Source organism: Dehalococcoidia bacterium (assembly GCA_035574915.1).
Lineage (GTDB): Bacteria > Chloroflexota > Dehalococcoidia > DSTF01 > WHTK01 > DATLYJ01.
Window position 1 is genome coordinate 1 of sequence record DATLYJ010000064.1, and the last position, 20,658, is coordinate 20,658.

At 64.7% G+C, this 20,658-nt stretch carries 19 protein-coding genes; 12 read left to right on the forward strand and 7 right to left on the reverse strand.

All coding sequences use genetic code 11. The annotated features are described in order from the left end of the window. On the forward strand, positions 1-230 hold a 230-nt coding region (locus VNN10_06110), incomplete at its 5' end, for a PLP-dependent aminotransferase family protein (protein ID HXH21584.1). A 184-nt stretch (positions 231-414) separates the two neighbouring features. Here the strand turns inward: VNN10_06110 and VNN10_06115 are convergent. The 6 genes from VNN10_06115 to VNN10_06140 form a co-directional block, all read right to left on the reverse strand. Then, on the reverse strand, positions 415-1,530 hold the full coding sequence (locus tag VNN10_06115; protein HXH21585.1) for a CoA transferase: 1,116 nt from the start codon (positions 1,528-1,530) through the stop codon (positions 415-417). Continuing rightward, positions 1,527-2,756 carry a CoA transferase gene (locus VNN10_06120; protein HXH21586.1) on the reverse strand — a complete coding sequence of 410 codons (1,230 nt, stop codon included), beginning with the start codon at positions 2,754-2,756 and terminating at the stop codon, positions 1,527-1,529. Before VNN10_06120 ends, VNN10_06115 begins: the two co-directional genes overlap by 4 nt. A gap of 43 nt (positions 2,757-2,799) precedes the next feature. Beyond that, positions 2,800-3,708, reverse strand: coding sequence for an ABC transporter permease (locus VNN10_06125; protein HXH21587.1), 909 nt, complete (start codon positions 3,706-3,708; stop codon positions 2,800-2,802). Then, positions 3,698-4,648 (reverse strand): ABC transporter permease, encoded by a 951-nt coding sequence (locus VNN10_06130; protein HXH21588.1) that lies wholly within the window; start codon positions 4,646-4,648, stop codon positions 3,698-3,700. Before VNN10_06130 ends, VNN10_06125 begins: the two co-directional genes overlap by 11 nt. Then, entirely contained in the window at positions 4,645-6,252 is a 1,608-nt protein-coding gene (locus tag VNN10_06135; protein HXH21589.1) for an ABC transporter substrate-binding protein, read from the reverse strand. The genes VNN10_06130 and VNN10_06135 overlap by 4 nt, the downstream gene beginning before the upstream one ends. A 101-nt stretch (positions 6,253-6,353) precedes the next feature. Continuing rightward, the gene (locus VNN10_06140) at positions 6,354-7,259 is read right to left on the reverse strand and encodes a LysR family transcriptional regulator (GenBank protein ID HXH21590.1); all 906 of its coding nucleotides are present in this window, start codon (positions 7,257-7,259) and stop codon (positions 6,354-6,356) included. A 158-nt stretch (positions 7,260-7,417) separates the two neighbouring features. On the opposite strand from VNN10_06140, the gene VNN10_06145 reads away from it, so the two are divergent. From VNN10_06145 to VNN10_06170, 6 genes are all read left to right on the forward strand, one after another. Further along, positions 7,418-7,798 (forward strand): hypothetical protein, encoded by a 381-nt coding sequence (locus VNN10_06145; protein ID HXH21591.1) that lies wholly within the window; start codon positions 7,418-7,420, stop codon positions 7,796-7,798. A gap of 58 nt (positions 7,799-7,856) precedes the next feature. Next, on the forward strand, positions 7,857-8,285 hold the full coding sequence (locus tag VNN10_06150; GenBank protein ID HXH21592.1) for a hypothetical protein: 429 nt from the start codon (positions 7,857-7,859) through the stop codon (positions 8,283-8,285). Positions 8,286-8,324: 39 nt separating this feature from the next. Further along, positions 8,325-9,161: a hypothetical protein gene (locus VNN10_06155; protein HXH21593.1), complete on the forward strand. Its 837-nt coding sequence runs from the start codon at positions 8,325-8,327 to the stop codon at positions 9,159-9,161. Between the two features lie 894 nt (positions 9,162-10,055). Then, positions 10,056-10,736: a 4Fe-4S dicluster domain-containing protein gene (locus tag VNN10_06160; protein ID HXH21594.1), complete on the forward strand. Its 681-nt coding sequence runs from the start codon at positions 10,056-10,058 to the stop codon at positions 10,734-10,736. Positions 10,737-10,746: 10 nt separating this feature from the next. Then, entirely contained in the window at positions 10,747-12,054 is a 1,308-nt protein-coding gene (nrfD, locus tag VNN10_06165) for an NrfD/PsrC family molybdoenzyme membrane anchor subunit (GenBank protein ID HXH21595.1), read from the forward strand. Beyond that, positions 12,051-15,284: a molybdopterin-dependent oxidoreductase gene (locus VNN10_06170; protein ID HXH21596.1), complete on the forward strand. Its 3,234-nt coding sequence runs from the start codon at positions 12,051-12,053 to the stop codon at positions 15,282-15,284. The genes nrfD and VNN10_06170 overlap by 4 nt, the downstream gene beginning before the upstream one ends. A gap of 202 nt (positions 15,285-15,486) precedes the next feature. Here the strand turns inward: VNN10_06170 and VNN10_06175 are convergent, their stop codons facing one another. Next, entirely contained in the window at positions 15,487-16,686 is a 1,200-nt protein-coding gene (locus VNN10_06175; protein ID HXH21597.1) for a diguanylate cyclase, read from the reverse strand. 825 nt (positions 16,687-17,511) lie between these two features. Between VNN10_06175 and VNN10_06180 the strand changes: the two genes are divergently transcribed. The 5 genes from VNN10_06180 to VNN10_06200 all read left to right on the forward strand — a co-directional run. After that, positions 17,512-18,855 carry a hypothetical protein gene (locus VNN10_06180; protein HXH21598.1) on the forward strand — a complete coding sequence of 448 codons (1,344 nt, stop codon included), beginning with the start codon at positions 17,512-17,514 and terminating at the stop codon, positions 18,853-18,855. A gap of 22 nt (positions 18,856-18,877) precedes the next feature. Further along, the gene (locus tag VNN10_06185) at positions 18,878-19,078 is read left to right on the forward strand and encodes a hypothetical protein (protein ID HXH21599.1); all 201 of its coding nucleotides are present in this window, start codon (positions 18,878-18,880) and stop codon (positions 19,076-19,078) included. A 12-nt stretch (positions 19,079-19,090) separates the two neighbouring features. After that, a complete protein-coding gene (locus VNN10_06190; GenBank protein HXH21600.1) occupies positions 19,091-19,714 on the forward strand; it encodes a phage/plasmid primase, P4 family in 624 nt (207 codons plus the stop codon). Positions 19,715-20,154: 440 nt separating this feature from the next. Next, positions 20,155-20,424: a hypothetical protein gene (locus VNN10_06195; protein ID HXH21601.1), complete on the forward strand. Its 270-nt coding sequence runs from the start codon at positions 20,155-20,157 to the stop codon at positions 20,422-20,424. Continuing rightward, positions 20,421-20,658: ParB N-terminal domain-containing protein (locus tag VNN10_06200; protein HXH21602.1), on the forward strand; the 238-nt coding region annotated here is incomplete at its 3' end. The genes VNN10_06195 and VNN10_06200, both read left to right, overlap by 4 nt.

Here is a 20,658-nt window from a genome sequence, read left to right on the forward strand (position 1 = left end):
CCTCAGCAGCCGGCCTGCATCTCACGGCCCTCGTCCTCGAGCCTTATGCCCACCATACGCCGACGATCGTCAGGCGAGCCGCGGATCTGGGAGTGGAGGTCCACGAACTCTCCCAAGTCGCGGCCCGCGCCAAAGGCCAGCGCGGCCTCATGCTGGGTTACGGCGCGATTTCTTTGAGCGACATCGAAGAGGGCCTTCGCCTACTTCGCCTCTGCTTCGACGGCGTTTAGCTCCTGCGGTCGAGGCCGGACTGGGGCCGAAGCTGCCTCAGCGACGTCAGCAGGACGAGAGAGATGGGTGGGTGCGGTGACGATGGCCATGCGCGCGGAGCGCCCGTCCCTCGGGACCGGCCGCGCCCTTGCTGGCGCCTCGCGGGTGGCGATGGCTTAGCGGCCAGCAACAGCGAGCCAAGGCTCAGGCCCCCAGCCACTCGGCAAGCACACCAGCGGTGTCAGATCCGGGCCGGGGAGGCGGGCCGGCCAATGATGGCTCGGGCGCACCCTCAGACCGGAAAGGACGTCCAGGCACACGCAGCGACGTCTCTCCCGGCCCCGGGATCTCCCTGAAGAACGAACGCGCTTTGAGTTGGGGGCAGGAGAAGAGATCGTCAATCGATTGCACCAGGGCGAAGGTCATGTGCATGGCCTCAGCCGCCTCGAACCACTCCTTCGCCGACTTTCGCTTAAACGGAGGCACGAACAGCGAGACGAACTCGTCGTAGTGCTCCATCCGTCCCTCCGCAGTCTGGAACCTCTCTTCCGCCAGCCTGGGCTCGTCGAGTAGCTTCGCGATGCCGTCCATGCGCATGGTGGCAACGGCGCCGGGCGCGCAGTACACGTACGTGTCGCTGGCCGGCACCATGCGCAGACCCGCCTTGATGCGCGCCTCCCGCCGCGCGACCTCTCCCCTGTAGACGTAGCCGCTGATGGACTGGTATGTGTGTGCCGCGAGCGCTTCGACCATCGACACATCGAGCCTTTGCGGCGAGCCGGTCATGCGAGCCACGCGCAGGGCGGCCAGCGTCGCGGCTGCCGCGGCCACCCCGCCCATGAGTGCCGCCTGGTAGGGTGCGAGCTGCATCGGCGGCTGATCGTATTCCCCCGTGAGAAACAGCAAGCCGCTCGCGGCCTGGGCAATGAGTTCCGTCGAGGCGTACCCGGCCTTTGGTCCTCGAAGGCCGAAAGCGCTCACCGAGGTGGTTACGCTGAGCGGCTGGAGCGTTTCGAACGCGTCCTCCGGCAGGCCGGCCTCGCGGAGGCCGTCAGGAGAGAAGTCGCCGACTACCACGTCGGCGACGGAGGCAACCCGTCGAAGCGTCTCCTCGTCGCAGGCCAGTCCGCGCTTGCCCGCGTTGACGAAGGAAAACGTCGCGCCGACCCCAGCACCCCAGCGCGAGGCCTGCTTCCGGAGGGGATCGCCGTCTGGCCGCTCCCACTTCACCACATCCCAGCCGACTTCGGCCAAGAGTCGCGCGGCGTAGGCTGCGCCGACTCCGGACGACACATCGAGCGCCCTCGGCCGCGGCGTCATCGGGCAGCCTCTGCCGGACGCGCGAAGCGCTTCCAGCCATCGTGGTCGGGCTCGATGCGGGAGAGTTCGCCTCGCGTCACGCGGACCGGGTCGGGCGCAGGCCAGCCACGGAACTGGTCGCGCTCGCCGAGTCCGATGACGTCCGCCCGGGCGAACTCAGCGACCTCTTCGTCAGAGTAGCCGCCGATCTCCCGGAGGATGACGGCCGTGTCGGCGCCCAGCGGATGAGCCTCCTGGAGGGGGACCAGGGGCCCTCCGCCCCAGGCCGGACCGGCATGCGCGTAGAGTTCAGGTTTCCCCGTGAATGACCTCTCGACGGTAGCGAAGTAGCGACGCGACCAGAGGTGCTCGTCGTTTACCACGTCGGCTGCATCCGAGACTACGTGCGCCGCTATTCCGCGCGCCTGAAGTTTCGACGTCGCAGTGTCGGCGTCCATGCTGGCCAGCGCCTGCTGGACCGCGGCTGCCGAAGGCTCCGTGATTCCGAGCGCGGCGGCGAGGTCATCCATCTGGTCGGATCGCACAGCCAACGCGATGTGGCGGTCCGTGCCCGCGCAGTCGAAAACTCCGTGGACGGCAAAGTTGGCATCCTGGTTGGCCAGGCGTCGTGGCTCTGCGCCCAGTTGCGCTGCCGCAATCACGGGCCCGAGGAAAGACACCGCCGTCTCGTACAAGGATATGTCGATGTGCTGGCCCCGGCCCGTACGTTCGCGCTCCTCCAGCGCCGCGAGTACCGCAAACGTGGCGTTCATGCCGCAGACGACGTCTCCGTAGACGTTGGTGCCGGGCCTGCCGGGCCATGCATCCGGGTCACCGATCAACAGGTTGTGTCCCGCGACCGCTTCTGCACCCGGGCCAAAGAGCGGGCGCTCGCCCCAGGGCCCCGTTGTGCCGAATCCCGTAAGCGAGACATAAATGACGTCCGGCCTGACCCGGCGGACTCCTTCGTAGTCGATGCCGAACTGACGGACGACGCGCGGCGTGAAGTTGTGCGCTACCACATCGCACTCTCTTGCGATCCTGAGGAAGATGTCGCGTCCGCCGGGTGCTGCAAGGTCTATAGCCAGCTGACGCTTGTTGCGGGTGAGGTCGATTTCTCCCGTGCCGGGCGACCGGCGCTTGTGGGACTGAATTCGGATCACGTCGGCGCCGAGGTCGGCAAGGTGGCGCGTCGCGAATGGGAGGGCAACCGCCTGTTCCATCGAAAGCACGCGGATTCCGGACAAGGGCAGAATCATACGCTAGACAGACCTCTCTTGTGGACTGGCGCTAAGCCTTCCGAGTTCGCGGATCGAGTTGGTCCCGAAGGGCGTCGCCCAGGAGATTGAAGGCGAGGACAAGGATAAAGATAGCCATACCTGGCGCTATCGAGAGCCACGGCGCTCGCTCGAGTAGGGGCGACCCGAGGTTCAGGATGTTCCCCCAGGTCGGTGTAGGGGGCGGGACGCCGACCCCGAGGAACCCGAGACCCGCTTCGGCCAGGATCGCGAAACCGAGACCGAGAGTAGCCTGCACGATTAGCGGCGATGTCGCGTTGGGCAGGATGTGGAGCAGCATGATGCGCCGGTCGCTGGCGCCCGTGGCAATCGCCGCCTGCACGAAGTCTCGCTCGCGCAGAGAGAGGACCAGACTGCGCGTGAGGCGCGCATAAAGCGGCACCGACGCGACGCCTATAGCAATCATGACGTTGATCAGACTGGCCTCGAGGGTCGCGACGATAGCGAGGGCGAGGACCAGGTTCGGAAGGGCCGCCAGCGCATCCATCACCCTCATCACGGCCTCATCGACCACGCCACCGAAGTAACCAGCGACGAGCCCGAGGGGCGTCCCCACGGCAATCGCGAGCCCCACGGCGACGACACCAACCACAAGTGAAACGCGCGAACCGTAGATGATCCTGCTCAGGAGATCGCGCCCTACCTGATCTGTCCCGAGGAGGTGGTCGGCCGATGGCCCCTTCAGTAGGGCGTCGTAGTCCTGTATCAGCGGGTCGTATGGAGCTATGAGCGGCGAGGCAACCGCGGAGAAGGCGATGAGGGCGATCACGAGGAAGGCGGCAGCGCCGACTGGGTGGCGCCGGACGACAACCATGAGCGCCGGCAACCGCCGGGGGACGGGAGGCAGCGCCAGGGTCGCGTCGGCGCTCAGTTGCCGGACAGCGTCGCCGTCAGCGGCCATACCGGATCCTCGGGTCCAGGACTCCGTAGAGGACATCGGTGATGAGGTTCGCCGAGACGACGGCGATCGCCGCCAGCAGGACAAATCCCTGCACTAAAGGGATGTCCTGTGAGGTCACAGCGCTCAGCGCAAGCCGGCCCATGCCCGGTATGGCAAAGACCTGTTCGACCACGACCGTGCCCGCGATGAGTCCGCCAGCCTGAATACCAAGGATCGTCAAGACCGGAAGCAGTGCATTGCGAGCGCCGTGGCCGAGGATGACCGACCGCTCCACGAGTCCCTTCGAGCGCGCGGTGCGGATATAGTCCTGGCTCAGGACTTCCACCATGCTCGAGCGCATCTGCCTGGTCAGCGAACCGGTCTGGTGCAGCCCCAGGGTCAACGCCGGCAGGATAAGATGCCGCACACCGTCGACTGGGTCCTCCCACAGAAGGACGAAGCCTGATGGAGGGAGGACCTGGAACCACACTCCGAAGATCAGGATGAACATTAGGCCCATCCAGAAGGCAGGGATCGCGACGCCACTCAGGGCCATCACCGTGGCAGTGTGATCGATCCAGGTGTTGCGTTTGACAGCCGCGATGGTTCCAAGTGGTAGCGAGATGGCAACCCCGATGGCCCAGGCGCAGAGCGCGAGCTGCAGCGTGACCGGGAGCCGGTCGGCGATGGTCTCGTGCACGGGCCGGTGGTTCTGAATCGACCGTCCAAGGTCACCCGTCAGCACGTTTCCCAGCCAGCGCAGATATTGCACCGGCATTGGGTCGTTGAGTCCCAGGTCCTGCCTTAGCCGCTCCTCCAGTTCCGGAGTAGACGCTATGTCACCTCCGATCAGGGCCTGGACAGGGTCACCCGTCAGGTGCTGGAGGGCGAAAACTCCAAGTGTGATCAACAGCAGCACCGGGATCGCGTTCAGCGCCCGGCGCATGATGTAACCGCTCACGACTCAAGCCACATCTCGTGCATTCTCAGCTTGCCATCGCCGTACGGCGTGAAGCCGCGGACCCGCTTGCTCAAGCCCACGCGATTGGTGCGGTGCGTGAAGAAGATGCCATGGGCATTCTCGACGATCTGCTTCTGGATGTCGTCGTATAGCACCTTGCGCTGCGCCTGGTCGTAAATCTGGCGCGCCTTCTCGATCTTTACGTCGAGAGTCCTCTGGCTCTCCTCCGGCGTGTAACTCCTGTTGAAGGAGGCGCGGTTGAAGGCGCCCTTGCTGTGGAAGTTGTCGTAGATCGTCAGGTCAGGGTCCGCGCGTCCGGAGAAACCCGTGAGGAAGAACGGGTACTTCTGGTCGCGGAAGTCGATCGTCGCCTGCTGGGGCGTGGTGACCACTATGTTCACCTCGATCCCGACGCGCGCCCACTGCGCCTTCAGCATCTCGGACAGCGGCGTGTTCGTCTCATCGGCAGTGATCAGGAGGTCGAACGGCTTGCCCCTTATGCCGGAGGCGTTCACGAGGTCGGTTGCCTTCTTGAGGTCCTCCTCAATGGGCTTGAGGTTCTGGTTGTATGCCCACGTAGCCTTTGTCAGCGGTCCGTTCGCCAGCTCGCCATCACCGAAGTAGATGCCCTCGAGAATCGCCTTGCGGTTCAGCGAGTAAGTCATCGCCTGGCGGACCCGGATGTCCGTCAAGGGCGGCTGCGAGATGTTCAGGTTCACCTGCGTGTAGCCGGTGCTCGCCCACTGCACCATCTGTATGTCGGTGTCCTTGCGAGCCGCGTCGATGTCCTTCGGCGCGATGAAGATCAGGTCGGAGTTGCCGCTCTTGAGGTTCGCATACTGCACCGAGGAGTTGGGGACGATGTCCACATTCACACCGTCCATGTACGGATACCCCGAGACACGATACTGGGCGAACCGCGAGAGCTTCTGAGAAGAGTCAAGCTGCCAGCTGTCCAACTTCAACGGGCCTGAGCCGACTGGCTTGTTAGTGAAGTCGGCGCCGTACTTCTCGATTGCTGCCGGGGACATGAGCATCCCAGCGCGGTCGCCAAGTATCGCGAAGATCGAGGCCGTCACCGCCTTCAGCTTGAACACGGCGTGGGTCGGGTCAACGATTTCGACCTTGTCGACTGAACCCAGAGACCCGGCGGCGAACGACTTCGTAGCCGGGTCGAGGTGCCGGTCGATCATGAACTTGACGTCCTGGGACGTGTAAGGCGTCCCGTCGTGATAAACGAAGCCCCCGGCCGGGACGTGGAAGGAAATGGTCAAGTCGTCAATGACTTCCCATTTGTCGGAGATGCCCTTCGCCACCTGGAAGGTTGGGTCGCTGTTCACCAGGTTTTCGAAGATGCTGTACAGCCAGTGGTGGTCATTCCCCCCACGAGAAGTACTGGGGTCGAGCCCTGTGGGGTCGCCGGAGAAGGAGAACCTGAGCGTCCCTCCCTTTTTCGGCGGGCCGCTTGATTGCTTGCGCGTGTCCGTGGACCCTGAGCCGCCGCCACTCGAACTGCCGGAGGAACAGGCAGCAACCAGGGCCCCGGCTCCTACGGCCCCAAGTCCAACGATCGCCCTGCGGCGTGTGATTCGCTTAGTAAGCATGGGCTCCCTCTCTCTGGCGGCCTGGAGCCGCTAGTCCGGCGTGGAACGCGCGTAATCTAGCAGCTAAACGCGGGCGTAGCGATCAGAGATTGGGGAACCCATCATTCGGGAAATCCGAATGGCCGAAGCGCCGAGAAGTCGAACTCCGAGAGAAAGCGAACGAACTCGGCGGTCAGGGGATCGGGCCGCTTCGAGTGCATCGCGACTACCTTCCGCTCGAAGGAAAAGTGGGGCAGGTCGAGGATGCGCAGATGTCTGGCGTAAGGACTGAGGCGCGCCACGTAAGAGCCAACCATCGCGATGCAGGAGCCCTGCATCGCCAGCGCGAGCAGGCCATCGAAGGATGTGTGCTCGAAGGGCGCCTCTAATGTCAGGCCCTGGCGGCGGGCCCATTGTTCGACGATCGGCCGGTAGACTCCCGTCCCCGGTTGAAGGGCCAGCGGGTACCTGGTGAGTAGCTTGAGGTCGGGCGGCTCATAGCAGTCCGCCCGGACCACCATCTCCATTCGGTCTTCGCTGACCGTCGTGGCCTCGAACTCGCCGGATAATTCGTTTATGTGGAGGTCATTGATGATGGCGATCTCAGCGAGGCCGCTGACGAGGGCCGCTTCGCATTCCCCAACTCCATTGGCGGTCACGGCAATCTTCGAGTCCGGATGCCGTGCGTGAAAGGCACGGATCACGGGCGGCAACAGGTACACGCTGGGACCATGAAGGCTGGCGATCCTAATGCGGCCCATGTCGCGGCGCGAAAGGCCGCGGATATCCCTTTCCAGCTTCGCCCGCTCGGCGAGCATTTGCTCGGCGAAGGCGAAGAACCTGCTGCCGGCGCGTGACAGCTCAAGCTTGCGGCCGTTGAAGACGACAAGCGTGACGCCGAGCTCCTCCTCGATGCTCTTGACGTGCCCGTGTATCGTTGTCGGGCTCAAGAAGAGTTCTTCGGCAGCGGCCGGGTAGGAGCCCGCCCTGACCAGACTTGCGAATGAATGCACCGCTTCGAACCGCATATGACCCCCGTCAGTTCTGGGTGCTGGGTCTCAGAACCGAGCGCATTATCCCGTATTCTCGAATGAATCAGCCGGGGAATTGGCGTTGAATGCTAGGGACATTGGCCCGAGTATGGAGGCTGCGTCACCCCGAACCGGTCAACTGAGGAGGACTCGCCTTGGCGTCAGTAGCACAGCCGGAACGAAAGCTTCGTTCGTTTCAGATCTCAGCGGTGAATTCGGCCGCCGACTCGAAGGGCAGCATCCATGACGATGAGAAGGCCCGGGAGATGGGATACGAGGGCGGCTTCGTCCCTGGCCCCACGGTCCTCGGCTACATGAGCCGGCTCATGCGCGAGACGTTCGGCAGAAACTGGCTCTCCGACGCCACCTTCAGCGGCCGAGTGCGGCGCCCGGTTTATGAAGGCACGATGGTCACGGTGGAGGGCCAGGTGGTCGAGGGCCCAGACGAGCTGGGTAGGGTGGTGGTGGAACTCCGCGTTGTGAGTCCAACGAAGGAGGTCTTGGCCGAGGCTCAGGCAAGCTGCAACTCGCGCTGAGCCGGCCACTGCTTCCGTAGAATCGCCGCCGCCGAGCGAGCCATCGGAGAATGAGAGTATGGACCTGCCTGAATTAAATGAAGAGAACTGCAAGCCCGGAGATAAGCTGCGCCCGTATTCGGTCACCTACGACGAGCCCTTCGTCGCCGCGTTCCTGGAGCGGACCGGGGAGTCGCCGGCGGACTACGAGGGTCCGGACGGGAGGGTCGTCCCGCCGGCCGTCTTCTTCAGTGCCTACGGGCGACTGATACATGGCACCTACCACTACGAAACCGGGGTCTTCGTCACCTCCAATCTGCGGCTTTTCAAGGCGCCACCACTGGGCACGAAGGCCCTGGTCACGGGCGAGGTGCTTCGCTTGTTCGAGCGAAACGACAACAAGTACGTCACCTTCTCCGTAGTAGTCTCAGACGAGTCGTCCGGCGAGCGCTTCGCGGAGGTGGAGCACACGTCCATCTATAAGCTCAAGCCAAGGCCAGCCCGCTAATCACTGCCGGACCGCCTGCCGCAAGTACAGGGAGACTAAATGACCACCAAACCGACCGCCGAGCTTCGCGTAACCGCGTTCCTGCCGGGACCGGACCGGCCCGATATCCGAAACGCGATCCATTCGACCGAGGGCGCGCGCGATTACGGGTACCAGGCGGCGCTGGTCGGCGGAGTCACGGTGTTTGGCTGGTCGACGCCTTTGATCCTGGAAGTCCTCGGGACATCCTGGCTCGACCACGGCTGGGCGGACCTCACGTTCCGGCGTCCAACCTACCCCGGCGACGAGCTGGTGATCACCCTCGAGGAAGATGGAAGCGTCGCCCGGCTCAAAATAACCGGGCTTGATGGACATGACCGTGTCGAAGGGGAGCTCGGCCTCGGCGACGCTCCCTGGCTCGACCAGGTCTTGCTGAAGACTCCGTTCCAGGAGCCAGAACCGGAACTGCAACATCACCCGCTTCTAACCCCGGAGGTCGCGCCCGTCGGGCGCCGGCTGTCGCCTCTCGGCTTCACCGTCACCGTCGAAGAGGCTCGCGAGTACGCGGAAAAGAGGGCGCGGACGAACGACCCGCTGTTCACCGGGCCCAGGCCTCGCCTACACCCCGGCTGGATCGCCGGCCGTCCGCCGGGAGTACTACACCACAGTTACGATTACGGACCGGCCATCCACGCCCGCAGCCACCTGCAGATAATCGCGCCGGCCTTCGCGGGTCAGGACTTCGTCGCCACCGCCACCTTCCGGGAGTCTTACGAACGCAAGGGCCACCACTACGGCGCCTACGACTGCACCATATACGCGGCCGACGGCACGGAGCTGTGGCGACAGCGGCACACGACCATCTATCAGGTCGCGAAGCGCGAAAACGCCGGCTGACGCCCGTCAGGCTCGAGGGTCACTCCACTCATCTCCGTGGCTTGCTGAGCACGCGTGAGCCATCCAGCCGGGACTGGCCCGGCGCCCTGACAGGGTCGCCCATGCCCCGGCGCCGGGAGGGCGCCCGAAGTGGCGCCCGGTCAGCCATGCGACGCGGCGCTCCTCGATGGCGTTTCGCATGCGCCTCTCGCGAGTCGACGAGCCTGTGACCTCAACCAGTGCGACCGCGAGCGCGCCGCTGTCGACTCACAGCCCTGACACCAACTCGCCCGTCGGTGCTTTCCGCGCTCTGATTCGCCGGCTGTCCCTGACGTCCGGTTAAGCCCGGCACAGGTCCGCAGTCCATTCGGCCTGACTTGCCTTGCCATTCAGGCGGCGACTTGAGGGCAATGGGCCTGACCTTTTGGGGCCGTTCGTTAGTCGTACCAGTCACGAATAGGGCCATGATTGGCTACAGGAGGGGTGGACTTCCGGCCTTCAGTTCCGCTCTTGGAGGAGGCATGCAGGATGGAAGTTAGCCTTGAGGATCCCGGCCCCGGCAGGCGGCCGGACGTCGAATCGGTCCCGCGCCGAAAGCAGTCACGCCGGCGCTTCCTCGGTGGCGTCACCGCGGCAGGTTCTGCGGCGCTGCTGACAGCACTAGTGCCAACTGGCGCCGGCGCAAGCACCGTACGCCAGGGTTCCGGAAGAGTGACGCGTGCCACTGCATCGCGTCTCAGGGCCGAAAACCTCCGTGAGGCCCTCGCCGAACGCCTCACCGGCGGCCCTAACTCCGGCGACACGATCAAGTTCCCACCTCTCAGCGAGCTCCTGCCCCTGCGGGTTGTGACCAGGGAGCGGCCGTCTCCAAGCCCCGCGCAGAACGCGGACAAAAGCGTGTCCGCGATCGTCCGAATGCAGGCTGACCTGCAGCGCGCCCTGGAGAAACCAATCGACCAGCGCAAGTGGGCCATGGTCATCGACCTCGAGCGTTGCGTTGGCTGCTCGGCTTGCACGATCGCTTGCAAGGCCGAGAACCACCTGCCGCCAGGGGTCGTCTACCGGCCCGTGATCGAGGAGGAGATCGGGCAGTACCCGAATGTCACCCGCCGCTGGCTGCCCCGCCCCTGCCAGCAGTGCGACGACCCGCCCTGTGTGTCCGTCTGCCCTGTAGAAGCGACGTGGAAGCGCGAGGACGGCATCGTCGTCATCGATTACGAAGCGTGCATAGGTTGCCGCTACTGCATCACGGCTTGCCCCTACGGAGCCCGTTATTTCGACTTCGGCGACAACTACACCGATGACACGCCGGCGCTTCAGCCCTACGAGGTCATGGCGTCCCCGGAATACGGCGGCGCCTGGGACCGCCGCGGTGACGAGTCACCCATCGGCAACGTGCGCAAGTGTCACTTCTGCGCCCACCGACTGGACGCCGGCATGCTGCCTGCCTGCGTCACGACCTGCATTGGGAGCGCCACGTTCTTCGGTGACAGGAACGACGCCGACAGCCTGGTGAGCGAGCTCATCGGCGATGCGCGCGTTTTCCGTCTCAAGGAAGACCTGGGCACTGAGCCCAAGGTCTTCTACCTGGCCTAGGAGGAAAGCAATGCAGATCCAGCTTTCACAAAGGGCCTCTGCTCCGGTCGACGTAAAGAAGCTAGTGGTCCCAGTCGCCCTGGTCTGGGCTGTCGCCATGGTGCTCGGCCTGGGAGGAGTCGTCGTCCGGTTCCTGACCGGCCACGAGCTGGCGAACTACACGAGCAGCATCCCCTGGGGTCTGTGGATCGCCAGTTACGTCTACTTTGCGGGCATCTCCGCGGGGGCATTCCTGGTCTCCGCGGTCATCTACGTGTTCGGGATCAAGAGGCTCGAACCAGCAGCCAGGCTGGCGTTGTTCGCTGCGCTCGCGGCGCTGCTGGCGGCCCTGGTAACGATCTGGCTGGACCTGGGCCACCAGTGGCGCTTCTATCGCGTTTTCCTCTACCCCAACCCGAGCTCGATGATGGCCTGGATAGTCTGGCTGTACATGGCCTATCTGATCCTGATAGCCGTCGAACTCTGGTTCGTCATGAGAGCGGACCTGCAGCTGTGGGCCGCCGAGCCTACGCTGAGAGGCCGGCTGGCGGCACTGCTGTTGGGTCGGCCGGGCGATGCCCTGTCCGGGCGTCCGCGCGCCCGCGCGCCACTTCGAGACCAAAGCGGCGCTGACGCCAGCATCGTGCGCCTCCTGGCCACACTCGGGATACCGCTTGTGATCGCGATCAGCGGCGGCAGCGGCGCCCTGTTCGGTGTGGTGGGCGCTCGAGAGTACTGGAACGCGCCCCTGTTCCCGCTCATGTTCATTGTTGGGGCGGCTGCTTCGGGTACAGGGCTGGTCACGGCGATCGCCGCGGTCGCGCTGCCTCCCTCCGAAAGCGGGCATCCGCGCGACATCGTCCCGACGCTCGGCAAGGTCACCCTCGCGCTGCTGGGCGTGTACCTGCTCATAGTGTGGGCTGAGTTCAGCATCACGCTGTACGCGGACATTCCCGCCTCCACGAAACCCTTGAGCAACATCATCGGCGGGCCCTACGCCTGGGTCTTCTGGGTATTTCAGATCGGACTCGGGTCCGTGATTCCACTGGCGCTGCTGCTGAGCCGGCCTCGATCGGTGGCCTGGGTTGGCCTGGCCGCATTCCTTGTCGCCGTCGGCTTCTTCGCCACGCGGCTGAACATCGTCATTCCAGGCCTCACGGAGCCCCAACTCGAGGGGCTCGACGATGCGTTCGTTGAGGGCAGGTTGTCGTATAGCTACTTCCCCAGCGCCATGGAGTGGGCGGTTTCCTTCTTCTCCGCCGCTCTGGCCACGGGCCTGTTCTACGCGGGCTACCGTCTCCTGCCCCTGGTCTCTCCCAGCAAGGAGTCGTCACGATGACCCAGGAAGCGACGTCGCGGAACTCTGCCCTTAGTCGCCGGAAATTCTTCCAGACCTCGGCGCTGCTTGGCGGGGCGGCCGTGGTCGCGGGCACGCCCTGGATCCTGCAGGCCTTCGATGGCGGCGAGGAGGGGCGGATCAAGGCTACCGAGGAGTACCTCCTGGCGAAGCCGGAGAACATCATTTATTCGGTCTGTCAGCAGTGCAACACCCAGTGCGGCATCAAGGTCAAGGTGCAGGAGGGCGTCGCGGTCAAGATCGACGGCAGCCCCTACAGCCCCTGGACGATGAGGCCTCACGTCTCCTACGACTCCTCACCCTTCGACATGGCCACCCTCGATGGGGCGATCTGCCCGAAAGGGCAGGCCGGCATGCAGACGGCCTACGACCCCTATAGGGTGGTGAAGGTGCTCAAGCGGGCCGGGCCCCGTGGCTCGAACCGGTGGGAGTCAATCCCGTTCGACCAGGCTATCGAGGAGATAGTTTCCGGGGGAAGGCTCTTCAAGCATGTGGCCGGCGAGGAGAACAGGGAGGTGACGGGCCTGCGCGACCTCTGGGCCGTGCGAGACCCGGCAGCTGCCAAGGCCATGGCCGATGACGTCAAGAAGATCCTCGAAGAGAAGGACCGCGACGCAAAGCAGGCGCTGGTCACCAGGTTCAAGCAGACGCATGCCGCCAACCTCGACAAGCTCATCGACCCCGACCATCCGGACCTGGGCCCGAAGAACAACCAATTCGTGTTCGCCTGGGGGCGTCTCAAGTCGGGCAGGGGCGACCTCATTTCGCGCTTCGCCAGGGACGCCTTCGGCTCGGTCAATGCCCACGGCCACACGACGGTTTGTCAGGGTTCGCTCTACTTCGCCGGCAAGGCAATGAGCGAGCAGTTCGATGAGGGCAAGTTCACGGGCGGCAAGAAGTTCTTCTGGCAGGCTGACCAGGAGTCATCCGAGTTTACGATCTACGTGGGGGTGAACCCTTTCGAGGCAAGCCAGGGGCCGCCGCTGCGCGCCAAGCGCATCGTCGAGAACCAGTCTGAGGGCAGGCTCAAGTACGTCGTTATCGACCCTCGCTTGTCGCGCACTGCGGCCAAGGCCTGGAAGTGGTTGCCTAACAAGCCGGGGACGGAAGGGGCTGTCGCCATGGCCCTGATCCGGCATGTGCTCGAAAGCCGCCGCTATGACGAGCGCTTCCTGGCTAACGCCAACAAGGCCGCCGCGGCTGCGGCCGGCGAAGCTTCCTGGACTAACGCCACGTGGCTCGTGCGCATCGATGCCGCAGGCCAGCCTGGCAAGTTCTTGCGGGCCTCCGAGATCGGTCTGGCTCCCAAAGAGACACGGCCGACAAGCGACGGCAAGGTGTGGGAGTTCGACCCTTTCGTCGTCCTCAGGGGCGGCCAGCCCGTAGCTTTCGACCCGAACGACAGCAAGGAGGCGGTGGTCGGCGACCTGTTCGTGGATGGCGTGGTGGGCGGCGTGCGCGTCAAAAGCAGCCTTCAGTTGCTGCGCGAAGAGGCACTTTCGCGCACCAGCGAGCAGTGGGCGGAAATCACGGGGCTGCGTGCGAAGGACCTGGAGGAAGTCGCCTTCGAATTCACAAGTCACGGCAAGCGGGCCGCAGCCGACATTCATCGCGGCGTCTCCCAGCACACCAACGGCTTCTACAACTGCAGCGCCTGGTTTTGCCTGAACCTGCTCATCGGCAATTACGACTGGAAGGGCGGCCTCACGGCCGGAGCGACCTACGACCAGGCCGGAGCCAAGGACGGTCAGCCTTATCCGCTGTCCAAGATGCACCCCGGTAAGACCACGGCTTTCGGGGTCAGCATTATCCGCCACGACATGAAGTACGAGGACACCACCATTTTCGAGGGCTATCCTGCGAAACGCCCGTGGTTCCCTCTGGCCAGCGACGTGTACCAGGAGATCGTGCCCTCGATCGGTGACGCCTACCCGTACCCGGTCAAGGCCCTGCTCCTGTACATGGGGACGCCGGTGTACTCGCTCCCAGCCGGGCACACCAACATCGAAGTCCTCGCTGACGTCAACAAGCTGCCGCTGTTCATTGCCAGTGACATCGTCATCGGCGAGACCTCGATGTACGCCGACTACATCTTCCCGGACCTCACGTATCTCGAGCGCTGGGAGTTCGGCGGCACCCAATCTAGCGTCGTCTGGAAGGTGCAGCCAGTGCGCCAGCCCGCGATCGACTCGCCGAACGAGACGGTCAAGGTATTCGGTGAAGACCTTCCTCTCAGCCTGGAGTCACTGCTGCTCGCGCTGGCCGAGAAGCTCAGCCTCCCCGGCTTCGGCCCGGGAGGCTTCGGGGCATACGGCGACTTCAAGCGCCCTGAGGACCTCTATCTGAAGCAGGTCGCCAACATTGCCTTCGGCCACAAGGCCGACGGCTCCGAGGCCGTCCCGGACGCGGGGGACGAAGAGCTCGCTCTCTTCGTGCAGAGCCGGCGGCACTTGTCGGCGCCTACCTTTGACCTATCGCGGTGGCAGGCCGCGGTCTCCCCCCAACTCTGGCGCAAGGTCGTCTACGTCCTCAACCGCGGCGGGCGCTTCGATAACTACGAGGCCGCTTACGACGGCGAGAGGCTGAGGAACAGGTACGCCGCCCTCATCAACATGTACCAGGAGAAGACGGCGACGACCAAGGACTCGATGAGCGGGAAGAACTTCCGGGGCATCCCCCACTACACTCCCGCGCCGACCGATTCGTTGGGCAGGCCCGTAGACGACGGCGAGAGCTTCGACCTGCGCCTGATCACGGCAAGGGAGATTACGCATACAAAGAGCCGGACGGTCGCCGACTACTGGCTGCTAAGCCTGAACCCGGAGGGCGTCTTCGTGATCAATCGCCGCGACGCGGAGCGGCTGGGCCTCAAGGATGGGAGCCGCGTGAAGGTGACATCGGCGTCCAATGCCGAGGGAATCTGGGACCTGCGCAACGGGACGAAGAAGCCGATGGTCGGAAAGCTGAAGGTCATCGAAGGCATCAGGCCGGGCGTTGTGAGCTACTCGCTCGGCTTCGGCCACTGGGCGTACGGCAGTTCTGACGTCATGATCGACGGCAAGAAAGTGAAGGGCGACCCGCGCCGCGCCAAGGGACTGCATGCAAACGCCGCCCTCCGCACCGACCCGAAGCTGACCAATACGACCCTATCGGACCTCGTGGGCGGGAGCGCGGTCTTCTACGACACGCAGGTCAAGCTCGTGAAAGTCTGAGGGCCCGCACCCTACTGCCTGCCTGCGGTCGGTGACCCGAAGCCGGAGGCTGGGGATATCGACCGCAGGCAGCGCGGGGCCTGCGCGACGAGAACGCCGCGCGGGGACTGAGCCTTAGCACATACACCCCAGAAGGCCCGCTTAGCCACCTGCAATTGGGCCGAACTCATTATCGTGGATAGCAGAACGCCGCCGGTGTCAGTCAGGCCGCGCGCGGTCGTCGCAAGCGGTACATCGCCGCGTCCGCCGCGGCAATGAGCTCCTCGGCGGTCTTACCGTCTTGTGGATAGTGCGCCACTCCCAGCGTGAGGTCGATGGCCTCGAGCGGTAGGCCCAACTCAGTGGAGATGCACCTCAGTGCCTCGGTGGTGCGCTTCCGGTAGTCGCTGGCCGTTTCTGGGTCGGCGTGCGGAAGCACGACCATGAACTCGTCGCCGCCGTAGCGTCCAACGAGCGCCTCCTCCGCTGAGAGCACGCGGGTGATGAGCCTTAGGACCTCGTCGCCAACCGGGTGGCCGTGGGTGTCGTTGACCGCCTTCATGCCGCGCACATCAGCCATGAGGACGGCATGGCGAGCTGCGGGCTTGGACTCGAGCAGGCGGCCAAGGTCAGCAACGATCGCGGCGTGGTTCAAGACGCCGGTCAGCGAGTCGCGGCGGGCCTGCTCGGAAAGTTGCGCGTGGATCGCGTGCAGTTCCTGCGCCATTTTGTTGAACTCACGGGCGAACAAGCCTAACTCGTCGTCGGCGTCAATGGCGACCCGAAAGTCAAGGTCACCACGGCTGAAGCGCTTGGCGCCCTCGGCCAGGCGCGATAGCGGGCGCGTGATGCGCTGGCGAAGATACAGCCAACCAAGAACGGCAAGGCACCCGTCCGCGCCGGCGCCAAACACCAGGAGCGCCCGGATGGTTCGCACTTGGCGCTCGTATTCCCGCTCGTACGACCGCACGGCGCTATCGACCACCTTGATAATCACGGGAGTCATCGTCGCCACATCTTGGACGGCCGTGGTGATCGCAGGCAGATCGCTGTCTTCTTTTTCGGCGACAAGGAGACGCGCGTCCTGCTGGGCCCAGAGCGACTCGAGGAAGCGTAACCACCTTCTCACGGTCTCCGGCAGGCTCCCTAGCTCGCCAGAGTTGAGGGAGTCAAGCGCGGCGCTGAACTCGGCCCGCTCCCTCCTCAGGTCCTCGCGAGCCTCGTCCCTGGCGGCGAGGATCTCTATCGTGCGTAACCTCATGGACTGAGCAAGCAACCTCTGCCTAGCCATCAGATTCACCGTGCGCGTCGCCATCTCCTGGTCCCCGACCTGTCCGAAGACCATGACGCCGCCCGCGACATGCACGAGACCGAGCAGCCCCAGGATGAGGGCGGTGGTCAGACTGATGGGTAGCGAGCGCACTCTTTCTTTAGCCCTCTCGATCCGGCCGCCGTCCGAATCGGCATCCGCCGACGCCGAGGCCGCCGTTCATGCCGTCCATCCCCTGCGGCCACACCCAGATACCGGTGGGCCTGCTGAGCGGCGCCCTGGGGCAGGCGGATGGGGTCGAGCCTCAGGCGGGTGCAATGCCGCGATTGCTGCGCGTTGACTGCAAGCGCGGCCATGGCCTTAGCCGGGCTGCAGGAGCCATACCTGATTCTGTTCGGAGGTTTCGTAGCCGGTAGTAGCCGCGAAGGTGCGGTTAGTAAACGGGAACTTGCCCGCTTCGGCGACGCAGATACCGACCGGGGCGCTCTCGGCGAAGCTGGCAAGCGCCTAACCGAGCACCCTCCGTGCATGCAGGCTGACTCCTTCAACCCTCGTTCTCACTCCGGATCGCCTCGCTAATGTCACGCCACTTCTATCTTCGTCCTCAAGCCTGTGGCAGATGAGCCTTCCAGAGCTTCAGGAGGGCCTACACCATCCGCCGATCGAACCGCGCGCCGGCGGAGATGGCGGCCCGGACGCTGCCAGCCACGCACTCCTCTGGTCGCCGGCAAGGCCCGGGTCAGCTGGCTCCCCTGGGGGACTGAACCTGATCGGCCATGGGAGTGCTGGTCGGCTTGATGTCAGCCAGACAGAAGATGATGGGCTACTGAGCCCTGAAGAACAGAGCCCCCGAAGAACAGAGTAGTGGAGAGGTTTGGAGATGGTGGAGACGGGGGGAATCGAGCTCCCTCGACTCCAAACCGGTCCCGTAGTTCTCCCGCACAGAGTTCAGGCGCATTGGGCCGCCTTCGCGGTGGCTTGGGCAGCCTAGCAAGAGTCACTCCTCTCCTCGTCAATGAACACTCCCCCCGGCCTCTCGAGGACACGCTCCGACTTCTGCACCTGATCTGGCGAGAAGGCGACGTCCGCGAAGTCCGAATCCCAGCACACCAGAGGTATCGAGGTGTCGCCGCCGGCTGGTTCGACTCGCCGGACAAGCTGGCGGAGGCCATAACGGAGTGGGACGGGTTCGGGAACATCTTCTTCACTCTTAATCCGGTCAATCCAGACCTGATCGCTCGTTCCAACAACCGCATCACTCGACAGCGCGACACAACTCCTGACGGCGAGGTAATTCGCCGAAGCCTGCTCCTCATCGACATTGACCCCGACAGGCCATCAGGGATCAGCAGCACTGACGCCGAACTCGCCGAGGCGCGCCAGGTGCGCGACGCTGCCCTTGCTTTCCTGACCGACACCGGGTGGCCCGAGCCGCTCGTGGCAATGTCCGGAAATGGCTTCTACCTGCTGTACGGCCTCGACCTGCCGAACGACGCGGAATCCACGCGGCTTGTCAAGGGCGCGCTGGACGAGCTGAACCGGCGGTTCAAAAGCCAGGCGGCGCACATCGACACCAGCGTCTACAACGCCGCCCGCATCGCCGGCCTCATCGGCACGATGAAGGTCAAGGGCGACCAGACCGCGGAGCGCCGGCATCGTCGGTCGGAGATCATCCGCTCGCCCGAGCACCTTGAACCAGTTACTCGGGAGCAGTTACTTGCGCTCGGCCGCGGAACGGACACGAAGCCAGCCGGTGAACCGCCTGCCGCCATTCGCGCGACCCCTGGCAGGCGCCTCCTCGTAGACCTTCTGCGTGAAGCCGGGATCGAGTATCGGGAGCAGCCACCTGACGCGGCCGGTGTGACCTGGTACCACGTCCGCCGCTGCCCCTTTCACGGCGACGGCAGAGACTTTGAATGCGGGGTTGGACAGAACCTTTCTTCAGGCGCCTACGCCGGGCACTGCTTCCATCCAGAGGGCGCGGGCAAGGGCTGGCAGGAGTGGAAGGCGGCCCTCGGCTTGCGGACCGGCTTTGCCGCGCTCATCTCAACGCCGGCGCAAGTCAGGCGGCGGCTGACCGACTTTCCGCGCACGGACTCGGGCAACGCCGAGCTCCTCGCCCAGTTGTACGGGGACCGCCTTCGCTACGACCACGGGCGCGGCCGCTGGCTGCTCTGGCGGGAAACGAAATGGGCAGAGGACAAGGACGGCGAAGTCCACCGCCTGGCCAAGGAAGCAGTGCGCCAGAGGTTCCTTGCAGCTTCCGGCCTGGAAGACCCCGAGGAGAAGCAGGCCCAAGCGAAGTTCGCAAATCCGGAGTGAGAACCGGCAACGCCTCGACGCGATGCTAGACCTCGCCAAGAACGAGGCGGCCATCGCCGATGCGGGCGATTCCTGGAACCTCGACCCTTGGCTGCTCGGCGTGGAGAACGGCGTTGTTGACCTTCGCACCGGCCGGTTGCTCGAAGCCGAGCCCGCACAGGGGATCAGCAACTCGGTCCCTGTTCGTTACGACCCGGACGCCGAGTGCCCTCGCTGGCTGTAGTTCCTCGCAGAGATCTTCGAGGGCGACGAGGAGTTGATCGACTTCATCTGGAAGGCAGTCGGTTACAGCCTAAGCGGCGACACCAGCGAGCAATGCCTCTTTATCTGCCACGGCTCCGGTGCGAACGGGAAGAGCGTGTTTCTCGGAACCATCCGCGCCCTTGCTGGCGACTACGCGTTTAACGCACCATTCTCGACCTTCGAATTACAGAACCGGACCACCATACCGAACGATGTTGCGCCTCTCGCGTCCAAGCGCCTTGTAACCGCTGCGGAGACAAACGACGGAACTCGCCTGAATGAGGCGCGGCTCAAGGCACTGACCGGCGGCGATCCGATCTCCGCGCGCTTCCTCCACCGCGAGTACTTTAGCTTCATCCCTGAGGCGAAGTACTGGCTAGCCGTCAACTACCGGCCACGGGTGGACGACTTGTCGTACGGCTTCTGGCGGCGAGTGCGCCTGGTGCCGTTCACGTGCACCTTCATCGGCAACCAGGACAAACACCTCGCCGCCAAGCTTGTGAGAGAGCTACCGGGCATCCTGGCGTGGAGCCCTCCGAGGCTGCCTCGCCTGGCAGAGCGAGGGCCTGGGAGCGCCTGCGTCCGTGAGGGCCGCAACCGAGCAGTATCGCAATGAATCCGACCCGCTCAGTCAGTTCATCGACGACTGCTGCGTGACCAACTCAAACACTCAGTGTGGTGCGACCGAAATATACCTGGCCTACCAGCGCTGGGCGTCGCAGCAAGGGATGACCGAACGGGAGCGCCTATCCGCGACAAGCTTCGGCACCAAGATGGGCGCCAGGTTCGCGAAAAAGCGCTCGGGGAAGGGGAACGTCTATGTAGGGTTGGGGCTCCGCTCCGACCGCGAACAGGACGGCCACGACCCTGCACCAGTGCAGGGTCGATAGAAGTTTCTGCTCGAGAAGAAGGCCTCACGCGGGAAGATCGAGAAGTACCCCACACAACCCTTCACCCTACACAGGCTGTCGCCTGTCACTGCGGTGACGAGATCGACTCGTCTGCCGCCCATGGTTCCCCGCGCTGCTTAAAGCACCGGGAAGTCGAGGCGAGGCTATGACGGTCTCGCGCTGCCTGCCGGACGACTTCGCCGGCGCCTGCACTGACGCCGCCGTTCCCGGCTCGATGCTGTGCGAACGCCACCTGCGTGGCCTGGCGCTCGCGGCGCTTGACCGGCACGCCTGGCCTCGCCTGCGCATGGCCGGCGGCAAGTCGGTGGCCGGCGACGACGCCTGGCGGGCCTGGCTGCGCGAGACGACCGGCGCGGAGCTGCTCGCCGTGCTGAGGATGCTCGGCGAGGCGGAAGCGATCAGGAGGAGCGCATGACTGCGGTCACACCGCTCACGATCCTGGAAGTCCCTATCGACCAGCTGCGCCCCGACCCGGCAAACCCGCGCCGCATCTCCGACGCCGAGCTAGAGGCGCTCACCCGCAGCCTCAGGGAGTGGGGCTTCGTGCAGCCCGTCCTGGCACGACGCGAGGACAACACCGTCATCGGCGGCCACCAGCGGCTCACCGCCGCCCGGCGCCTCGGCCTGAAGACCGTGCCGGTGGTCTTCC

Excerpts from the sequence above, each read along its gene's own strand:
- VNN10_06115 (HXH21585.1), bottom strand. The coding sequence starts at position 1,530 with ATGACGCCGCGGCCGAGGGCGCTCGATGTGTCGTCCGGAGTCGGCGCA.
- VNN10_06125 (HXH21587.1), bottom strand. The coding sequence starts at position 3,708 with ATGGCCGCTGACGGCGACGCTGTCCGGCAACTGAGCGCCGACGCGACC.
- VNN10_06135 (HXH21589.1), bottom strand. The coding sequence starts at position 6,252 with ATGCTTACTAAGCGAATCACACGCCGCAGGGCGATCGTTGGACTTGGG.
- VNN10_06140 (HXH21590.1), bottom strand. The coding sequence starts at position 7,259 with ATGCGGTTCGAAGCGGTGCATTCATTCGCAAGTCTGGTCAGGGCGGGC.
- VNN10_06150 (HXH21592.1), top strand. The coding sequence starts at position 7,857 with ATGGACCTGCCTGAATTAAATGAAGAGAACTGCAAGCCCGGAGATAAG.
- VNN10_06155 (HXH21593.1), top strand. The coding sequence starts at position 8,325 with ATGACCACCAAACCGACCGCCGAGCTTCGCGTAACCGCGTTCCTGCCG.
- VNN10_06160 (HXH21594.1), top strand. The coding sequence starts at position 10,056 with ATGCAGGCTGACCTGCAGCGCGCCCTGGAGAAACCAATCGACCAGCGC.
- nrfD (HXH21595.1), top strand. The coding sequence starts at position 10,747 with ATGCAGATCCAGCTTTCACAAAGGGCCTCTGCTCCGGTCGACGTAAAG.
- VNN10_06170 (HXH21596.1), top strand. The coding sequence starts at position 12,051 with ATGACCCAGGAAGCGACGTCGCGGAACTCTGCCCTTAGTCGCCGGAAA.
- VNN10_06185 (HXH21599.1), top strand. The coding sequence starts at position 18,878 with ATGCTAGACCTCGCCAAGAACGAGGCGGCCATCGCCGATGCGGGCGAT.
- VNN10_06195 (HXH21601.1), top strand. The coding sequence starts at position 20,155 with ATGACGGTCTCGCGCTGCCTGCCGGACGACTTCGCCGGCGCCTGCACT.